The sequence below is a fragment of the Enterococcus sp. C65 genome (assembly GCF_040887165.1).
Lineage (GTDB): Bacteria > Bacillota > Bacilli > Lactobacillales > Enterococcaceae > Enterococcus_B > Enterococcus_B hirae.
In genome coordinates, this window is sequence record NZ_JBFOFG010000001.1 from 99616 (window position 1) to 117085 (window position 17470).

Genomic DNA, 17470 nt, shown 5'->3' on the forward strand with positions numbered 1-17470 from the left:
ACAGTTTTTTTGTCCGTAGGAAAACAAATTTGGGTTGCTGTCAAATGCTTGTTCCAAGATAACTACTTTTTTGTATAAAATTAGCGTTGGGTTTAGAATATTCTCCGTTAAAAGTTGTTATGATAGAACTTTAATTTCTAATTATACGAAAAAAAAGGGCTTTTTTTATCTCTGAATAGATTAAACTAACTTGCGAAACAACTAATTTAGAGGAGGTAAATATGAAAATTTTCAAAAAACTGATTCGATTGATGATGATTGTTTTTCTATTTGTAAAACCGGTCATTGTAGTAGCGGTTGATCCATCTTATGCACCCTCTTATCAACTAGCAGAAGAGGTGATTATAAAAAATGGTGAATTTAATGATGGGTTGAATCACTGGATCGTTTCCAATCCTGGAAGTAACAATCCTGCACTTGTGACAGATGAAAGTGGCAATCATTATGTAATGGCATCAAATGGAGAGAATATCCTGCAATATGTTCAGTTAAAACCGAAAACGACCTATCAATTCACTTATTATGTGATCGGAGACCCTTCGTTTCCAGCAATTGTGGAATTTGGCACGCTTAATCATGGGGAAGGGTTTATTTCGTTGAAGGATGAGAGACATTATAATGATGCTTGGAAACAACATGAATTTAGCTTTACGACTCCGGAAGGTGAAAATACATATATTATCCGTTTTGCGTCTAGTGGAAACGGGACAGCATATTTTGATAATGTTCAAGCCACTGCATTAGATTTGGAAGCTCCTACCAATCCTAAAAATCTGAAAGTCAACGACGTTTCAAGTGATAGTGTTAGCTTGTCTTGGGAGGCTGCAACAGACAACGTAGGCGTAGTGGGTTATTTGGTTTATCGAGACAACCAACTGATTCAAACAGTCACCGGTGCAGACCTCGCCTATACCGACAATGGATTAACGGAAGATACTACCTATACGTATGAAGTGAGAGCAGTTGATCAAGCGGGGAATGTATCAGTAGCGAGTAATGCAGTGACGGCTAGGACAAAACTGGCGAGTAGCAGCCCACCTGCAGTGCCTTTGAATTTAAAAGTCACTAGCGTAACAGCTGATAGTGTCAGCTTATCGTGGGAATCAGCGACAGATAGCATTGACGTAATCGGTTATATCATTTATCGAGACAATCAGTTAATTCAAGGAGTGATTGGTGCGGAGGAAGTAGCATACACGGATATAGGATTAATGGAAGATACGATGTATACATATCAAGTGAGAGCAGTTGATCAGGCAGGAAACATATCAGAAATGAGTAATACAGTAACAGCTAAGACAAAACCAACAGAAGAAATTCTTCCTCCTGCAGCTCCTTTGAACTTGCGAATCGATGATGTAACAACTAACAGTGTCAGCTTGTCATGGCAAGAAGCAATCGATAATGTTGATGTAGCTAGTTATAACGTTTATCGAGATGATCAGTTGGTTCAAACGCTAACTGGTACGGACTTAACCTACATAGATACAGGGTTGATGGAAGATACCACCTATACCTATATAGTCAAAGCTGTTGATCCATCAGGGAATCTATCAGAAGCAAGTAATGCGGTAACGGCTAGGACAAAATCGGCAGAAGATCTGACTCCTCCTACGCCCCCTTTGAATTTACGAATCGATGATGTAACAACTAACAGTGTCAGCTTGTCGTGGGAAGCAGCAATCGATGATGTGGGTATCACTGGTTATCACGTCTATCGAGACGATCAGTTAGTCCAAACACTTTCTGGTACGGACTTAACTTACATAGACACAGGATTGATGGAGGCTACCACTTATACCTATAAAATCAGAGCGGTTGATCAAGCTGGTAATCTATCAGAAGCGAGTAATGCAGTGAAAGCAAGAACGAAAATGACAATTGAGGTGAGTCGCCCGTTGCCCCCTACTAAACTGAGATCAGCCCGTGTCACAGAACATGAAGTGGCTTTAATGTGGGACGCACCTAATGAATCGAAGGAAATCATGAGCTATCAAGTTTATCGAAACAATGTATTGGTAGGAGAAGTAGCGGGGGAAACCTCACTATATACTGATAAAGATTTACAGGAAAATACGAAATATTCTTATGTAGTTAAATCGAAAAACAAAGAAGGGAATCTCTCGGAAGAAAGTAATAAAATCATTGTGCAGACAAGCAAAAAACATGAGACTATTCCTCCTTTAGAGGAAGAGATAGTAAAAGAATCAACGGAAAAACCACCTGTGGCAAAAGAAACCGAAACAAAAAATAATGGAGCGATTAATAAAGGAAAAGAGGAAGCAAAAGTGAATAAGAATACTGCTAAAAAGGTGAGTAAACAGTTACCAGCTACGGGTAATAAAGTTAGTCCATTGCTACAACTACTGGGGCTAACCATAGTGAGTGTAACAATCCTGTTATCTTACAGGAGACAAAAAAAGAGCCATCAAGCAAAACAGCCCGGAACTAATGCTTAGCTCCTTTAGATGGGGGACTCGATGCAAAATAGGTTAAAACAATAAAAAGTCATTTTCTAACTGATCGATGACTACGCAAAAAAGCCAAAAAAACAATGAAAACTAAATTTCATTGTTTTTTGGCTTTTTTCATGGTGATACATGCTATATTTTTTTAACCTTTTTCCTATTCAACGGTCACAGACTTTGCCAGATTTCTCGGTTTATCAACATCAAGACCTCTTAGCAAGGTCGCATAGTAGGCAATCAATTGTGTAGGGATCACTGTGATTAATGAAGTGAGTAAAGGATGAACAACAGGCAATACTAATTGGTCATCTGATCGATCTAAGCCTTTTGTAGCCATGACCAATGTTTTTGCTCCACGACTTTCCACTTCTTTTAGATTTCCTCTCGTGTGTGCACCTGTTATCTCTTCGCTGATCATCCCGATAACCGGTGTGTTCGTTTCAATCAGCGCGATCGTACCATGTTTTAATTCCCCAGCTGCGAAACCTTCTGCTTGGATATAACTGATTTCTTTTAACTTCAATGCAGCCTCTAAAGAGACAGCATAATCTGTTCCACGTCCAATATAAAAAGCGTTTCTTGCATCCATTAGATAGTCAGCTGCTAACCCCTGTAAGTAGTCCTTTTGAGAAATTAGTTCTTCCATGCCATTCGCTACGATACTAAGCTCGTGCGTTAGATCGAATTCTCTAGCTGAAGAAAGATTTTTTTCATGACCAATTCCTTTAGCAAGTGCAGCTAAAACAGCGATTTGAGCAGTATAAGCTTTTGTTGAAGCCACGGCGATTTCAGGTCCAGCATGTAGTAAAAGAGTGTAAGAAGCTTCCCTTGATAAAGTAGAGCCGGGTACATTAGTGATCGTCAATGATGGGTAATTCAATTCATTCATTTTCACGAGTACTTGTCGACTGTCTGCTGTTTCTCCACTTTGGCTTAAGAAAATAAAAAATGGTTTCTCTGAAAGTAGAGGCAAATTATAACCAAATTCACTTGCAAGGTGGACTTCCACAGGAATACGGGTTAATTGTTCTAAAATAGGTTTTCCAACTAAGCCAGCATGGTAACTCGTTCCACAAGCAACAATGTAGATACGGTCACTGTTTTTAGCTGTTTCTAAAAGTTGTTTGTCCATCAGTACTTCATTCTCATGGTTCACGTAAGTTTGGGCAATCTTTCGCATAACGATCGGTTGTTCATCGATTTCTTTCAACATGTAGTAAGGATAAGTGCCCTTTTCAATATCAGCTGCATCAATTTGTGCTTCAAAAGAAGTTCGTTCAACTGGTTGACCTGAGATCGTTTCGATTGAAATCTCATTTTTAGTGACGATCACTAATTCGCCATCTTCAATTTCAACAAATTCTTTCGTATAAGCCAGCATAGCCATTGCATCGCTGGCGATAACATTGAATCCGTCTCCCAGACCAATTAAGAGAGGGCTTTTGTTTTTAGCGACAAAAATTTGATCTGGCAGAGTACGATCAATTAATGCGAAAGCATAAGAACCTTTGATTAATTGAAGTGTTTTGACAAAGGCAGATTTTGTATCCAGTCCTTCATTTGCAAAAAATTCAATAAGATGAGCAATGATCTCAGTATCCGTTTCCCCTGAAAATTGATCCGTTTCTAAATAATCATTTTTTAGTTCAGCAAAGTTTTCAATTACACCGTTATGGACAAGAACAAAACGTCCGCTTTGAGAAGTGTGAGGGTGCGCATTTTTTTGAGAAGGTTCGCCATGAGTTGCCCAACGAGTGTGACCGATTCCGATTGTTCCCGCTGTTTCGTTTGTTAGCTTATCCTTTAGGTTCTGAATTCTACCTTGTGCTTTGACCAAAAAATCATTTTCATGATTCGCAACAAAGATTCCAGCCGAATCGTATCCCCGATATTCTAATTTTTCTAAACCATTGATCAATCCTGGTGTTACGTTTTCTAATCCAATCATTCCGACAATTCCACACATAAAAAACATCCTACTTTCTATAATATAATCATTATGAAAGTTTCCAGCTGCTGGAATCGATTTTTGTTCTATCTTCACAGATAGGTTTTGATCGATCCTATAGAGTGCAGTCCCTAGGGTCATCCGCCGAATATTTCGATAAACCCTTTCCTCGTCATCTGTAACTACAGACCAGGCGCTATTCCTTAAAATGAGAATGGTATATCTAAACTCCTTTTTTGTATTTTTCTGGAAACTTCTTAAATGATAACGTTGTTGTGTGATGTTTGTCAATAAAAAAGAGAAAAAATAAAATTGGTCTATATGGTTGTGGCGGGAGGGTCGAAATGAAGTTTTGACTATCATCTTTTTGCAGACTTCGGTACAATATGAGAGTAAGTAAAAGAAGGAGGATGAAAAATGGCATCAAATATCGCAGTCTTGACATTAGGCATGCTAAAAAAACAGTTGGCCGAACTTGAAAAAGTAAATACAGTGGATGATGAAACCAAAATCTTTTTAGATACTGGTTGGGATAGTATCCAAGAAATTGCGCCTGATGCGTTGACTATTGGAGAAGCGCAACAATTCGTAGTAGAAGATGAGTGGACAAAAGAGAAGTTCAATGGATTTACATTAGTCGAAAAAGCAGAAAAAATGAATGCAACTGGAGAAAAAGAAACAGTGATCGTTATCAAAAATTTATATTAAGCGAGGGAGAGTATGAATAAAAAGCGTTGGATAGCAGTGTTGATTGCGGCAGGCTTATTGGTTGTTTCGTTGGTATCATCTAGCCTGACGTCAAATTCAAAAGAAGAAAAGCAAATGAGTGGTTTGAATAGCTTATTATATGGCACTAATGAATTATCGCCCACGGTTCTGGAAGAAGGAGATAGTTCAGAAAAAATCGTAAAATTGACTGTTGATGGGACGATCACTAGTGATGGAACATCAGGTTTGTTTGCAACAGAAGGATACAATCACGCTAAGTTTATGGAGCAATTAAATGCTATAAAAGAAGATAAAACGATCAAAGGGATGATGTTAGAAGTCAATTCTCCTGGTGGTGGTGTTTATGAAAGTGCAGAAATAGCTAAGACAATCAGTGATATCCGAAATGAACGAAATATTCCAATGTATGTCAGTATGAAAAATACAGCTGCTAGTGGCGGATATTATATCTCAGCCCAAGCAGATAAAATCTATGCAACAGAGGAAACAGTCACTGGGTCCATTGGTGTCATCATGTCAGGTCTTAATTATTCTGGTCTTTTAGAAAAATTAGGGATCGAGGATACGACGGTAAAAAGTGGTGCATTGAAAGATATGGGTTCAAGTACTAGACCACAAACGCCAGAAGATCAAAAAGTCTTACAAACTTATATCGATAATGCCTACAATCGATTTGTCAAAGTAGTCAGTACTGGACGAAATCAATCAGAAGAAGAAGTCCGAAAAATTGCGGATGGTCGTATTTATGATGGAGAACAGGCGAAAGCAGTCGGATTAGTGGATGAAATTGGGTATCCACAAGACGCGTTAAAAGCGATGAGAAGTGAGCAACATTTAGAAAACGCTCAGTTAGTAGAATATGAAACGAATACTACTGGTTTTGCAAACACATGGTTCGGTTCGAAACTTGCTCAGCTTCAAGGCCTAAAAGCTTCTGAAACAAGTCAAATCTTGTCTTTCTTAGAAAATCAAGGAACTGTTCAATCACCAAAGGCAATGTATTATTACGGAGGTGAGTAAGCATGACGAAGCAACCAGAAGATTTATCTTCACATAACAAGGCAGATCGTCCTGCTGTAGGGCCAGATCCGAGCTTTTCTCAAAAAGTACTGCAATCTTTTAAAGAAAAACCATTATCTGAAAGTGAAATCAAAGTAAAGCAACAACAATGGCAACAGTATACCGAAGATAAAGAGGAAAAAATCAATGTAAATGACTTTCCTAAATATTTTTATGCAGGATTTTGGATAAGATTTTTCGCTTTTATTGTGGATCTGATTTGTATTGGCTCAATCACACGGTTGACCATTGGCTTAGCGGCTAATTTAGACTGGTTAAAAGTATCCGATTCTTATTTAAGTATTTATGGTTTTGCTGCTTTGCTGATTTACCTTGGTTATTTTATTTTATTTACGAAATTAAATCATGGTCAAACGATTGGAAAAATGATTTTTGGGATTCGTGTGATTTGTTTTAATGAATCAGATTTGAGTTGGACAACAGTGCTGGTGAGAGAAGGCGCTTGTCGGTTCATTTTGAAATTCCCAATACTTTTTGTTGGCTATTTACCGACAATCTTTAATCAAAGAAAACAGCATATTGGTGATTATTTTTCAAATACGAGTGTAGTCACGCTAAATCTAGTCAAAGCCTTTAATCAAGAAATTAATGCTTGATTCATTTTATTTTTTCAACATGGCAATCTAAAAAAGATTGTCATGTTTTTTTATGTTTGATACTATAGTTTTATTCATGATTTTACTGGCAAAGAGTCGAAGGGAGAACGAACATTGGAGCCGATTGATTTTCCTGATAAATACGAAAATCTTATGCGTCTAGCGCAACAAGCATTAGCTGATCATCAATATTTACAAGCAAAGACATTTTTACAACGAGCATTGGAGCTTAAAGGAACATTTGAGGCGAATCGTCTACTTGTCCTTTGCTTAGTTGAGCTAGATGAAAAAAAAGAAGCGCTGAATCAGGCGTTTCCTTATGAAAATGACTACCTGACAGATGAAAAAGTGGCAGCTTTTTATTTTGATCTGCTGATCCAAACAAAAGATTATCTTTATGCTCGCAAGTTAATTGCCAGCTATGATTTTTCTGATTTATTTGAGCAACTCATGGTAGAGAAGATCCAACAAGCAGAAAATTTCACGAGTCAAAATGACCGTCAAAAAATACGTAAGATTCATCTTAGTGTTGAAAAAATGCCGACAATGCCACCTACAGAACAACTTTTGGTTGTGTCTGAGATTGAAGAGTTGCCTTATCATGAATTGGTACAAACAATCAAAAAAATGATTATCTTACCAGAGATCCACTTATTAGTGCGAGCAAAAATGTTAGAGTCACTCGTGCAAGTGAAGAAACACCAGCCAGTTGTTTATTTAACGATGGATCAGACGTTTATAGAAGTCATACCTGCAACATTACCAAAACCAGAAAAGCAGAAGGCTTATGAACAGTTAATGCGATTAGCAGAAGCTTATGAAGATCAAGATGCCTATCTTAGTACAGTGCTAAAAGAAGAATTTATGATGCAATCCGCTCTTCTCTATCCTGTTTATGATACATATGTCGGTGATCCCAAAAAATGGTTTGCTGATACACTTAGCATGTATGATCCAAACTATAATAATAGACAAACAGAAGCAGAGGAAGCAGATTTCCTAGAAAAAAGGGGAAATATTTTAAGGGAAATGCTGCTCTTTCAAAGTGACCGTTGACACTTATCAGATAAAAAAGTCATGAAAAACGTGGATTCTAACCATTCAATATGTTTACAATTTGAAAGGGTTAGTGTACTATTTAAGGGTATGCATGAAACGTTTTTGATGTATAAAATGAATTTTCTAAACTCGGAGGGAACTAAATGACTGCAACATTTGAAAAAAAAGGCACAAACGATGGTGTTTTAAAATTTACGATTGCGCAAGATGAAATTCAAAAAGGATTGACAGCTGCGTTTAATAAAGTTAAAGGAAACTTGAACGTACCAGGGTTCCGTAAAGGGAAAGTTTCACGCCAAGTATTCAACCGTATGTACGGAGAAGAAGCTCTTTATGAAGACGCATTGAATGCTGTCTTACCTGAAAGCTATGAAGCAGCAGTTAAAGAAGCAGGTATCGAACCTGTATCACAACCTCAAATCGATGTTGAAAGCATGGAAAAAGGGCAAGATTGGGTGATCACTGCTGAAGTAACAGTTAAACCTGAAGTGAAATTAGGTCAATATAAAGATTTAGTTGTTGAAAAACAAGACCGTGAAGTTACTGAAGCGGATGTGGAAGAACGTATCAAACGTGAACAAGAAGCTCAAGCAGAATTAGTAATCAAAGAAGATGCTCCAGCAGAAAATGGCGATACTGTAGTGATTGACTTTGAAGGCTTTGTTGATGGCGAAGCATTCGATGGCGGAAAAGGTGAAAACTATTCACTAGAACTAGGCTCTGGTTCATTCATTCCTGGCTTTGAAGATCAATTGATCGGTAAAAAATCAGGTGAAAGCTTAGATGTAACAGTTACTTTCCCAGAAGACTATCAAGCAGAAGACCTTGCTGGTAAAGAAGCAGTGTTCAAAGTAACGGTTCATGAAGTAAAAGCTAAAGAAGTACCTGAATTAGATGACGAATTTGCAAAAGATGTAGATGATGAAGTTTCTACATTAGCAGAATTGAAAGAAAAATATCTAAAAGAATTGACAGAAGCAAAAGAAAAAGAAGCAGAAGACGCAAAAGATGAAGCTGCAATCCGCTTAGCTGTTGAAAATGCAGAAATCGTTGATCTACCACACGTGATGGTTCACGATGAAGTACACCGTTCAATGGATGAATTTTTGAACAACATGCAACGTCAAGGAATCTCTCCTGACATGTACTACCAATTAACTGGTTCTACAGAAGAAGACTTGCACAAACAATTTGAAGGCGAAGCAGAAGTACGCACAAAAACAAATCTTGTAATCGAAGCTATCGCTAAAGCAGAAGGACTAGCAGCAACAGAAGAAGAAATCAACGCTGAAATCCAAGAATTATCTGAGACATACAACATGCCAATCGAACAAATCAAACGAGTGTTAACAGAAGATATGTTGGAACATGATGTGACAATGAAAAAAGCAATCGATTTGATTACTGGAACTGCTACTGAAGCAAAATAATCATCTTTTATTGCATTTTATCAAAGAGGAAACTGAGAGGTTTCCTCTTTTTGCATATTTTCGATTTTTGGTTCTTGTTTAGTGCTTTTGCTTTTTTTTGAATTATGGTATGATAGTAAAAGACTGTAAAGTCTGTGATAGTTTCTTGCATTTATGATGCGAGTTAAGGGGTGAAGACCATGTATGATAATCCAAGTGGCAATGAGACCGTACGTTGTTCTTTTTGCGGGAAAACACAAGAAGAAGTAAAAAAAATCGTGGCTGGTCCAGGGGTCTACATCTGTAATGAATGTATTGACCTATGCAAAGAAATCATTGATGAAGAATTTTATGAAGAAGCGGTACGTGAATTCACAGAAGTACCAAAACCATTAGAAATTTTGGAAGTCTTAAATAATTATGTGATTGGTCAAGATCGTGCGAAACGTTCATTAGCTGTAGCAGTATACAATCACTATAAGCGTGTTAATCAACAATCCCAAGAAGATGCAGATGATGTTGAACTGCAAAAAAGTAATATCTGCCTGATCGGTCCTACTGGATCAGGGAAAACTTTCTTGGCACAAACATTAGCTAAAACGTTAAATGTACCTTTTGCGATCGCTGATGCAACCAGTTTAACTGAAGCTGGTTATGTTGGGGAAGACGTCGAAAACATCCTATTGAAATTATTGCAATCAGCTGATTACAATGTGGAACGAGCTGAAAAAGGGATCATCTACATTGACGAAATCGATAAAATTGCTCGTAAAAGCGAGAATGTTTCAATTACTCGAGATGTTTCAGGTGAAGGTGTCCAACAAGCCTTATTGAAGATTTTAGAAGGGACAGTTGCCAGCGTTCCCCCTCAAGGCGGTCGGAAACATCCTCATCAAGAATTTATCCAAATCGATACGACAAATGTTTTGTTTATCGTAGGTGGTGCGTTTGATGGGATTGAAACAATTGTTAAAAATCGTCTAGGAGAAAAGACAATCGGTTTCGGGACTAAAAATCAAAAATTAGCAGATGGCGAAAGTGTCATGCAAGAAATCATTCCAGAAGATCTATTGAAATTTGGTTTGATTCCTGAATTTATTGGTCGTTTACCAGTAATGGCAGCACTTGAAAAATTAACGACAGAAGATCTTGTGCGTATTTTGACAGAGCCAAAGAATGCTTTGGTCAAACAATACCAAAAATTACTTGCTTTGGATAATACGGAATTAGAATTTGAACCAGAGGCATTAACAGCGATCGCTGAAAAAGCAATTGCCCGAAATACTGGGGCACGTGGACTACGTTCGATCATCGAAGAAATCATGATGGATATTATGTTTGACATCCCATCTAATGAGAATATCGAAAAAGTGATCATTACGAAAGAAGCTGCTGAATTAACAGGAGAACCGACTGTCGTTTATAAAGATTCTGAGAAAAAAGCGGGATAAAAGCAGATAGAAGCTGGAGTGCTGTCGTGAAAGTTAGTTATTGCTTTTGCGGCAGCTTTGTCTTTTTATCGAAACTATTGATTAATGATTAAGGCATTCTATTGACAGCAGGCGATTCAACGTTGTGATTACTCAAAATCGACAAATAGGGAAGATGACTTTCGTTTATGTAAAAACGTACTTTCCACAATCAACTGCAGTTTTTCGATCGTTGAATCTTAGAATGAAATCAAAAAACCTCAAAACATGAGAAGCTGTTTCGAGATTTTTTTCTTTAAAGAACGAATCAATTCATGCTTCTCGCAACCTGTTACACGGCGTTTAAGAAGCGACTCTTCGTTTATCAGAGATTGTTTAATAAAGTGATATTAAACAATCTTCTCTCATCTCGATAGAGTTCCTTTCTTCTTCAACGACCTTTTTTAGGAGAGATTTTATGAAAGTACATCAAGCAGAAATAGTGATTAGTGCAGTTGCACCAAAACAATACCCAGAATCTGATTTACCAGAAATTGCTTTAGCAGGGCGTTCAAATGTCGGAAAGTCTTCTTTTATCAATACGTTGATTGACCGAAAGAATTTAGCTCGCACTTCGGGAAAACCAGGTAAGACCCAAACATTGAATTTTTATTTGATTGAAAATGCGTTACACTTCGTCGATGTTCCTGGTTATGGTTATGCCAAAGTATCAAAGACTGAACGTGCAAAATGGGGTAAAATGATCGAAACATATATTACGACCAGAGAGCAGTTGCGAGCAGTCGTTTCTTTAGTCGATTTACGTCATAAACCTTCCCAAGAGGATATCCAGATGTATGAATTTTTGAAATATTACGATATTCCAGTGATTGTCGTAGCGACTAAAGCGGATAAGATACCACGAGGAAAATGGAACAAGCATGAAAGTGAAATCAAAAAAGCGTTGGATTTTGATAATAATGATCAGTTTATTTTATTTTCTTCTGTCACAAAGCAAGGAAAAGAAGAAGCTTGGCAGGCAATTGAAGAAGCAATTTCAGAATAAAAAACTAGTAGCAGACGAAGGACTCAAAGAGGAGAACATTCGCTTGCTACTAGTTTTTTTCTATTTTTTTGTCTGTTCTTTTTTTTCGTCATTTTTTGGTTTCAAAAAGCGATCGATTTCTTCTTTTGAAGCAACTGTTTTTTCTGGATCAACAGCAAAGGATTCAAATAATTTATCAAGATTATCTGTACGTTCAAATTTAAGCCCCAAATTATTCACCTCTTTGATTATTTGTTTCTATTTTACCATGGATAGTTACTAAAATAATTGGAAGTCGTTAAATTTTAGTTTTTTCTTATGCTTGGTTATAATTTAATTATAAAATACTTTGAAAGGAGTGAGAGCGGAGTGGAAGAACAACAATTATTAATGACGATTCAATTAACCGATTTGAATCAAAGTCAAAGAGAAAATGAATTGGAAGATTGGTTCTTTTTTATTCGGATGATGTTTAGTCCCTCATTTTTTCAGACTTCTCGTCAGACAGCACGAATATTTGAATGGAAAACCTTTAAAAAGGAAGCAATGCAGGAATCTCAGTTCGCATTTGGTTGGCTGACTGTAAAAAATGAAAGGAATGAGTGTCGTTTTCATTTTGATGGTCAACAATTGATCATTAAGAATATTTTGGAGAAGAATATTTTCTTACAACATGAATCGGTGATCAGAGATTATATCCAGCTTAAAATGGATAAAAATGGCGTATTTGCTTACTTACGTTCATACAATGAATTTAAGTATCATAATATTAAAGAAATTGAAGAACGGTTGAAGTTTGAAACACAAGAAGCTATTGATAAGTTGCCAAAGATGAGAGAACGATCGGGAGCGGTTGTGATTGATTGTAATCAATTGCCTGGTTACGATCTATCTCATGAGGGATTATGCTTTACTTCTTGTTGGGAAATGTATTACAGCTCTTACTACTATCGCATCATTCCGAAACAAGTATTTTTAGATGTCCAACAAGTGGAATTTGTAAAAGAGAAACAAAATGGTGTGATCTGTATTCAATTATATCGTGACCCTTTCAAATGGGCCGAGGAAACGAATCGACATTTTCAGACCTATTATCGCGACCAATTGGGATTTGATCATCTTTCTTGGGACAATGGTGTTGGGCTTTTGAAAGCCCCGTACATTGAGTATGCTTATACCGATCAAAGTATTCAATCTGTTCAATACCAAAATGAAAGAATGCAACCGACTCAGAAAAAGGATGCGACGTTCTTCGTTACTCGAAGTTATAATTTTGTCAATGATGAATACCACGAAAAGCGAGTAAGAGGGCGGTTGAATACACAAGCTTATTTTCCTTGGGTAGATGAGCAGCGGGCGCAGATGATGTTTTACAAAGTGATTGATCCCCGTATTTCTTTAGATGATGGGATCGAAGCTTATTGCTACTATATAAGAGAATACTTAGAGATCGCAGTTGACGATGAAAAATATCAAGAATATTTAGTTACTTTACGATTATACGTACCTACTGAAAATTTGACACAGCTCCCATTGAATGAAATTCGCGAAAAACTATCAGATATTCAGTTTAAGCGAATAAGAAAAAGACGAGGACGTTTAAGCTTTGACGTGAAAAAAGGTGTAAATCATCTTAGAGTAGAAATCTATGATTATCCAAAGTTAAACAAATTTGCGACATTACAAAAAATTTGAGGTGATCACATGGATAAACACTTATATTATCGGGTCATGTTACCTACAGCATTTGTAGCTTTTTTGATGTTCTTTCTTCCCAACATCCCTGTACGATCAATTTTGGGCTTTATCATTATGTTCATTGGATTAGGAAGGTACTATTATTTAGTGCATAGAAAATAAAGCATATAAAAGGTTGTGGAAGAATCGTACAGCGAATACCGTTCGTACTTCTTTACAACCAATCAAGAGTCTGGACCAGTTGAAAGTTCAGACTCTTTTTTGAATGTTTTAGATTGTCTGTGAATGTTTTTGAATGATTTTTATTGATTATTAAAAAGAATTATGCTACTATATGTCGTGAGGTGATCGTGGAAATGCTTACAGAAGAGCGCAGACAAAAAATACTACACTTGTTAGAACAAAATAAAATAGTGAAATCTCAAGATTTAGTAACACTTCTAAACGCTTCTGAATCAACGATTAGACGTGATTTGCAAGAGTTGGAGAATGATGGTCTGTTAGAAAGAATCCATGGTGGCGCGAAAAAAGGGCAACTTTTAGGGTTTGAACAGAATATGAGTGAAAAAACGCTCAAAAACGTTCAAGAAAAACAAACAATCGCTCGATTAGCAGCTCAATTAATCAATGACGATGACGTTATTTATTTAGATGCTGGGTCCACGACGTTAGAAATGATCCCATATTTGCAAGAGAAAAAGGTAACGGTAGTAACTAATTCAGTGAAACATGCAGCTAGTTTGGTTGATTTGCAACTTCCCACCATCATATTAGGTGGACAAGTTAAATTATCAACAAATGCTGTACTAGGAAATAGTACAATCAGCCAGTTAAAAAATTTCTATTTTAATAAAGTGTTTATGGGAATGAACGGTGTTGACTTGAACCGTGGATTTACAACGCCAGATCCGGAAGAAGCAGCCGTGAAACGTCTAGCAATGGCAAATGCGGAAGAAAGTTTCGTCCTGATTGATCATTCTAAGTTCAACAAGCTTAGTTTCACTTCTGTGGCACCTTTAGAAGCAGCCACGATCGTAACCGAACGTTGTCCATTGGAATTTGTTACCGATTATCGGGAACGGACAACTATCAAGGAGGCAGCTATACAATGATTTATACAGTAACATTAAATCCGTCGATTGACTTTATCGTACGTGTCGATGGGTTAAAAATCGGGGAATTGAATCGAATGAAAGAAGACTTTAAAGTTCCTGGCGGAAAAGGGATCAATGTTTCTCGAATTTTGAAAAGAATTGACTCTGATTCGACAGCCCTTGGTTTTTTAGGAGGCTTTACAGGAAACTTTATCGCAAAGTGGTTGGAAAAAGAAACAATCCAAACTTCTTTTACAACAGTTCAATCAGATACTCGGATCAATATCAAATTAAAATCTGATTCTGAAACGGAGATCAATGGTTTAGGCCCAACGATCTCAGATGAAGAAATCCAATCATTCAAGCAAGCGCTAAGTGTTGTGAACAAAGGGGACATCGTTGTCTTATCTGGTAGTACTCCTGCCAGCTTAAGAAAAGGGTTCTATCAAGAATTGATTGAGATCATTCGTGAAAAAGAAGCAGACTTTGTGATTGATACAACTGGAGATGATCTAAAAAATTCTCTTGCTAAAAGACCATTGTTGATCAAACCTAATAACCATGAATTAGCCGAATTATATCAGACACACTTTGATCGTGTGGAAGAGATTTTGCCATATGGTAAGAAACTATTAGCTGAAGGGGCACAAAATGTCTTGATATCAATGGCGGGAGATGGTGCCTTGTTATTTACTAATGAAGGTGCTTACCGATCAAACGTATTAGTTCGCCCGTTAAAAAACTCGGTTGGTGCAGGAGATTCAATGATTGCTGGATTTATTGGTGCTTATAGCAAAAATCAAGATCCAGTGGAAGCATTTAAATGGGGAGTCGCTTGTGGAAGTGCGACAGCATTTTCTGATGATTTAGCTTCTAGAGCATTGATTGATGAACTGTTACCAGAAGTTGAGATAACAAAAATAGATTCGTTTTCAGGAGGATTATCATGAATATCAAAGATTTAATGATCAAAGATGCAATGATCATGGACCTACAAGCAACTGATAAAAAAGGCGCAATTGATGAAATGGTCCAAAAAATGTTTGCTGCCGGAAGAATCTCAGATATTGAAACCTATAAAGAGGGGATTTTAGCACGAGAAGCGCAAACTTCTACCGGACTAGGTGACGGCATTGCGATGCCTCATGCAAAAAATGCAGCAGTAAAAGAAGCAACCGTACTATTTGCTAAAAGTAACAAAGGGGTCGATTATGAGGCATTAGATGGTCAGCCGACTTACCTATTCTTTATGATCGCAGCTCCAGAAGGCGCAAATGATACACACTTACAAGCGTTAGCTGCTTTATCCCGCCTTTTAGTGGATCCAGATTTTGTTGCAAAATTAAAAGAAGCAGATTCACCAGAAGCTGTACAAGAATTATTCCAAACAGCGGAAGATCAAAAAGCTGCGGAAGAAAAAGCAGAACAGGCAAAACAAGCTGAAGCTGCAACCGTTGATCCTAAGAGCAAGTTTGTTATTGCAGTAACCGCTTGTCCAACAGGAATCGCCCACACTTATATGGCGGAAGATGCTTTGAAGAAAAAAGCGAAAGAAATGGGCGTAGAGATCAAAGTTGAAACAAACGGATCAGAAGGCGTTAAAAACTTATTAACAGCTGAAGACATCGCTCGTGCGGATGGTGTAATCGTAGCTGCAGATAAAAAAGTTGCCATGGATCGTTTTGACGGGAAAGAACTTGTCAATCGTCCGGTTAGCGACGGGATTCGTAAGCCAGAAGAACTGATCAATCTTGCTTTAAGCGGTACTGCACCAGTTTATCATGGACAAGGGAAAGATACTGGTTCTGATGAAGGAAATGCAGAAGGAACCGTCGGTCAACGAATCTATAAAGATTTGATGAATGGTGTTTCTCATATGCTACCGTTTGTTATTGGCGGTGGGATTGCGATTGCTCTTTCTTTCATGGTAGACCAATTTATGGGTGTACCACAAGATCAGCTTGCAAACCTTGGGAATTATAATCAAATTGCCAGCTGGTTCAACCAAATCGGTCAAGCTGCTTTTGGTTTCATGTTACCAGTTCTTGCTGGATTTATTGCTTCAAGTATCGGGGATCGCCCTGGTTTGATTGTTGGTTTTGCTGCTGGTGCATTAGCTAATACTGGCGGTGCAGGCTTCTTAGGGGCTTTGATCGGCGGTTTCTTAGCTGGATATGTCATTGTGTTCTTGCGTAAACTCTTCAAGAAATTACCTAAATCATTAGACGGAATCAAAACGATTCTCTTTTATCCCGTGTTTGGGTTGTTGATTACCGGTTTCTTGATGTTGTTGGTTAATGTACCGATGAAAGCAATCAATGATGCATTAAACGGATTTTTAACAAGTATGAGCGGTTCAAACGCTGCGTTACTTGGTGCTTTACTTGCAGGAATGATGGCTGCTGACTTAGGTGGACCAATTAATAAAGCGGCTTATGTTTTCGGTACAGCTACGCTAGCAACAACTGTTGCGACTGGCGGTAGTGTCGTGATGGCTTCTGTTATGGCTGGTGGGATGGTTCCACCATTAGCAATTTTTGTTGCTACTCGTTTATTCAAAAATAAATTTAGTAAAACAGATCAAGATGCTGGTCTAACGAATATTGTGATGGGCTTGTCCTTTGTAACAGAAGGATCGATCCCATTTGCAGCAGCTGATCCGATCCGCGCCATTCCAAGTTTCATTATTGGCTCTGCTTTAACAGGTGGTTTAGTTGGTGCTTTCGGTATCAAATTACTTGCTCCTCATGGTGGGATTTTCGTTGTATTCTTGTTAAGTCATCCAGTCTTGTACTTAGCATTCATCGCTATTGGTGCAATCGTTTCTGGTGTGATTTATGGTTTACTAAGAAAATCACCAACAGTAACAACAGCATAATTTTCAATTTATAAATATGAGACCTTCTTACGGAATTTAACAATAATTTTCGTAAGA

General features: G+C 37.5%; 14 protein-coding genes. 12 read left to right on the forward strand and 2 right to left on the reverse strand.

Features of this window, described 5'->3' with window-relative positions; all coding sequences use genetic code 11:
• Nucleotides 1-221 precede the first annotated feature (221 nt).
• Nucleotides 222-2459, forward strand: coding sequence for a fibronectin type III domain-containing protein (locus tag AB3I12_RS00395; protein ID WP_155727570.1), 2238 nt, complete (start codon nt 222-224; stop codon nt 2457-2459).
• A gap of 166 nt (nt 2460-2625) precedes the next feature.
• On the opposite strand, the gene glmS is transcribed toward AB3I12_RS00395, so the two are convergent.
• Nucleotides 2626-4434, reverse strand: coding sequence for a glutamine--fructose-6-phosphate transaminase (isomerizing) (glmS, locus tag AB3I12_RS00400; RefSeq protein ID WP_063627219.1), 1809 nt, complete (start codon nt 4432-4434; stop codon nt 2626-2628).
• A gap of 399 nt (nt 4435-4833) precedes the next feature.
• Here glmS and AB3I12_RS00405 point away from each other — a divergent pair, with 399 nt between their 5' ends.
• The 7 genes from AB3I12_RS00405 (at nt 4834) to yihA (ending at nt 11764) form a co-directional block, all read left to right on the forward strand.
• Entirely contained in the window at nt 4834-5124 is a 291-nt protein-coding gene (locus tag AB3I12_RS00405; RefSeq protein ID WP_010737730.1) for a hypothetical protein, read from the forward strand.
• 12 nt (nt 5125-5136) lie between these two features.
• Nucleotides 5137-6165: a signal peptide peptidase SppA gene (gene sppA, locus AB3I12_RS00410; RefSeq protein WP_010718964.1), complete on the forward strand. Its 1029-nt coding sequence runs from the start codon at nt 5137-5139 to the stop codon at nt 6163-6165.
• Nucleotides 6166-6167: 2 nt separating this feature from the next.
• Nucleotides 6168-6821, forward strand: a complete 654-nt coding sequence (locus tag AB3I12_RS00415; protein ID WP_063627218.1) for an RDD family protein — start codon at nt 6168-6170, stop codon at nt 6819-6821.
• Nucleotides 6822-6935: 114 nt separating this feature from the next.
• Nucleotides 6936-7877: a hypothetical protein gene (locus tag AB3I12_RS00420; RefSeq protein ID WP_063627217.1), complete on the forward strand. Its 942-nt coding sequence runs from the start codon at nt 6936-6938 to the stop codon at nt 7875-7877.
• A gap of 146 nt (nt 7878-8023) precedes the next feature.
• Nucleotides 8024-9310, forward strand: coding sequence for a trigger factor (gene tig, locus AB3I12_RS00425; RefSeq protein ID WP_010718967.1), 1287 nt, complete (start codon nt 8024-8026; stop codon nt 9308-9310).
• Between the two features lie 179 nt (nt 9311-9489).
• On the forward strand, nt 9490-10740 hold the full coding sequence (gene clpX, locus AB3I12_RS00430; RefSeq protein WP_010718968.1) for an ATP-dependent Clp protease ATP-binding subunit ClpX: 1251 nt from the start codon (nt 9490-9492) through the stop codon (nt 10738-10740).
• Between the two features lie 436 nt (nt 10741-11176).
• The gene (yihA, locus tag AB3I12_RS00435) at nt 11177-11764 is read left to right on the forward strand and encodes a ribosome biogenesis GTP-binding protein YihA/YsxC (protein WP_010718969.1); all 588 of its coding nucleotides are present in this window, start codon (nt 11177-11179) and stop codon (nt 11762-11764) included.
• Between the two features lie 60 nt (nt 11765-11824).
• Here the strand turns inward: yihA and AB3I12_RS00440 are convergent, their stop codons facing one another.
• Nucleotides 11825-11974, reverse strand: a complete 150-nt coding sequence (locus AB3I12_RS00440; protein WP_010737727.1) for an SPJ_0845 family protein — start codon at nt 11972-11974, stop codon at nt 11825-11827.
• An 87-nt stretch (nt 11975-12061) separates the two neighbouring features.
• Here AB3I12_RS00440 and AB3I12_RS00445 point away from each other — a divergent pair, with 87 nt between their 5' ends.
• The 4 genes from AB3I12_RS00445 to AB3I12_RS00460 all read left to right on the forward strand — a co-directional run bounded on the left by AB3I12_RS00445 (nt 12062) and on the right by AB3I12_RS00460 (nt 17413).
• On the forward strand, nt 12062-13438 hold the full coding sequence (locus AB3I12_RS00445; protein ID WP_063627216.1) for a hypothetical protein: 1377 nt from the start codon (nt 12062-12064) through the stop codon (nt 13436-13438).
• Between the two features lie 359 nt (nt 13439-13797).
• Nucleotides 13798-14553 (forward strand): DeoR/GlpR family DNA-binding transcription regulator, encoded by a 756-nt coding sequence (locus tag AB3I12_RS00450; protein ID WP_010718973.1) that lies wholly within the window; start codon nt 13798-13800, stop codon nt 14551-14553.
• Complete coding sequence (gene pfkB, locus AB3I12_RS00455; protein ID WP_063627215.1) at nt 14550-15485, forward strand: 1-phosphofructokinase; 936 nt, start codon at nt 14550-14552, stop codon at nt 15483-15485. Before AB3I12_RS00450 ends, pfkB begins: the two co-directional genes overlap by 4 nt.
• Entirely contained in the window at nt 15482-17413 is a 1932-nt protein-coding gene (locus AB3I12_RS00460) for a fructose-specific PTS transporter subunit EIIC (RefSeq protein WP_010737724.1), read from the forward strand. Before pfkB ends, AB3I12_RS00460 begins: the two co-directional genes overlap by 4 nt.
• The last annotated feature ends 57 nt before the right edge of the window (nt 17414-17470 follow it).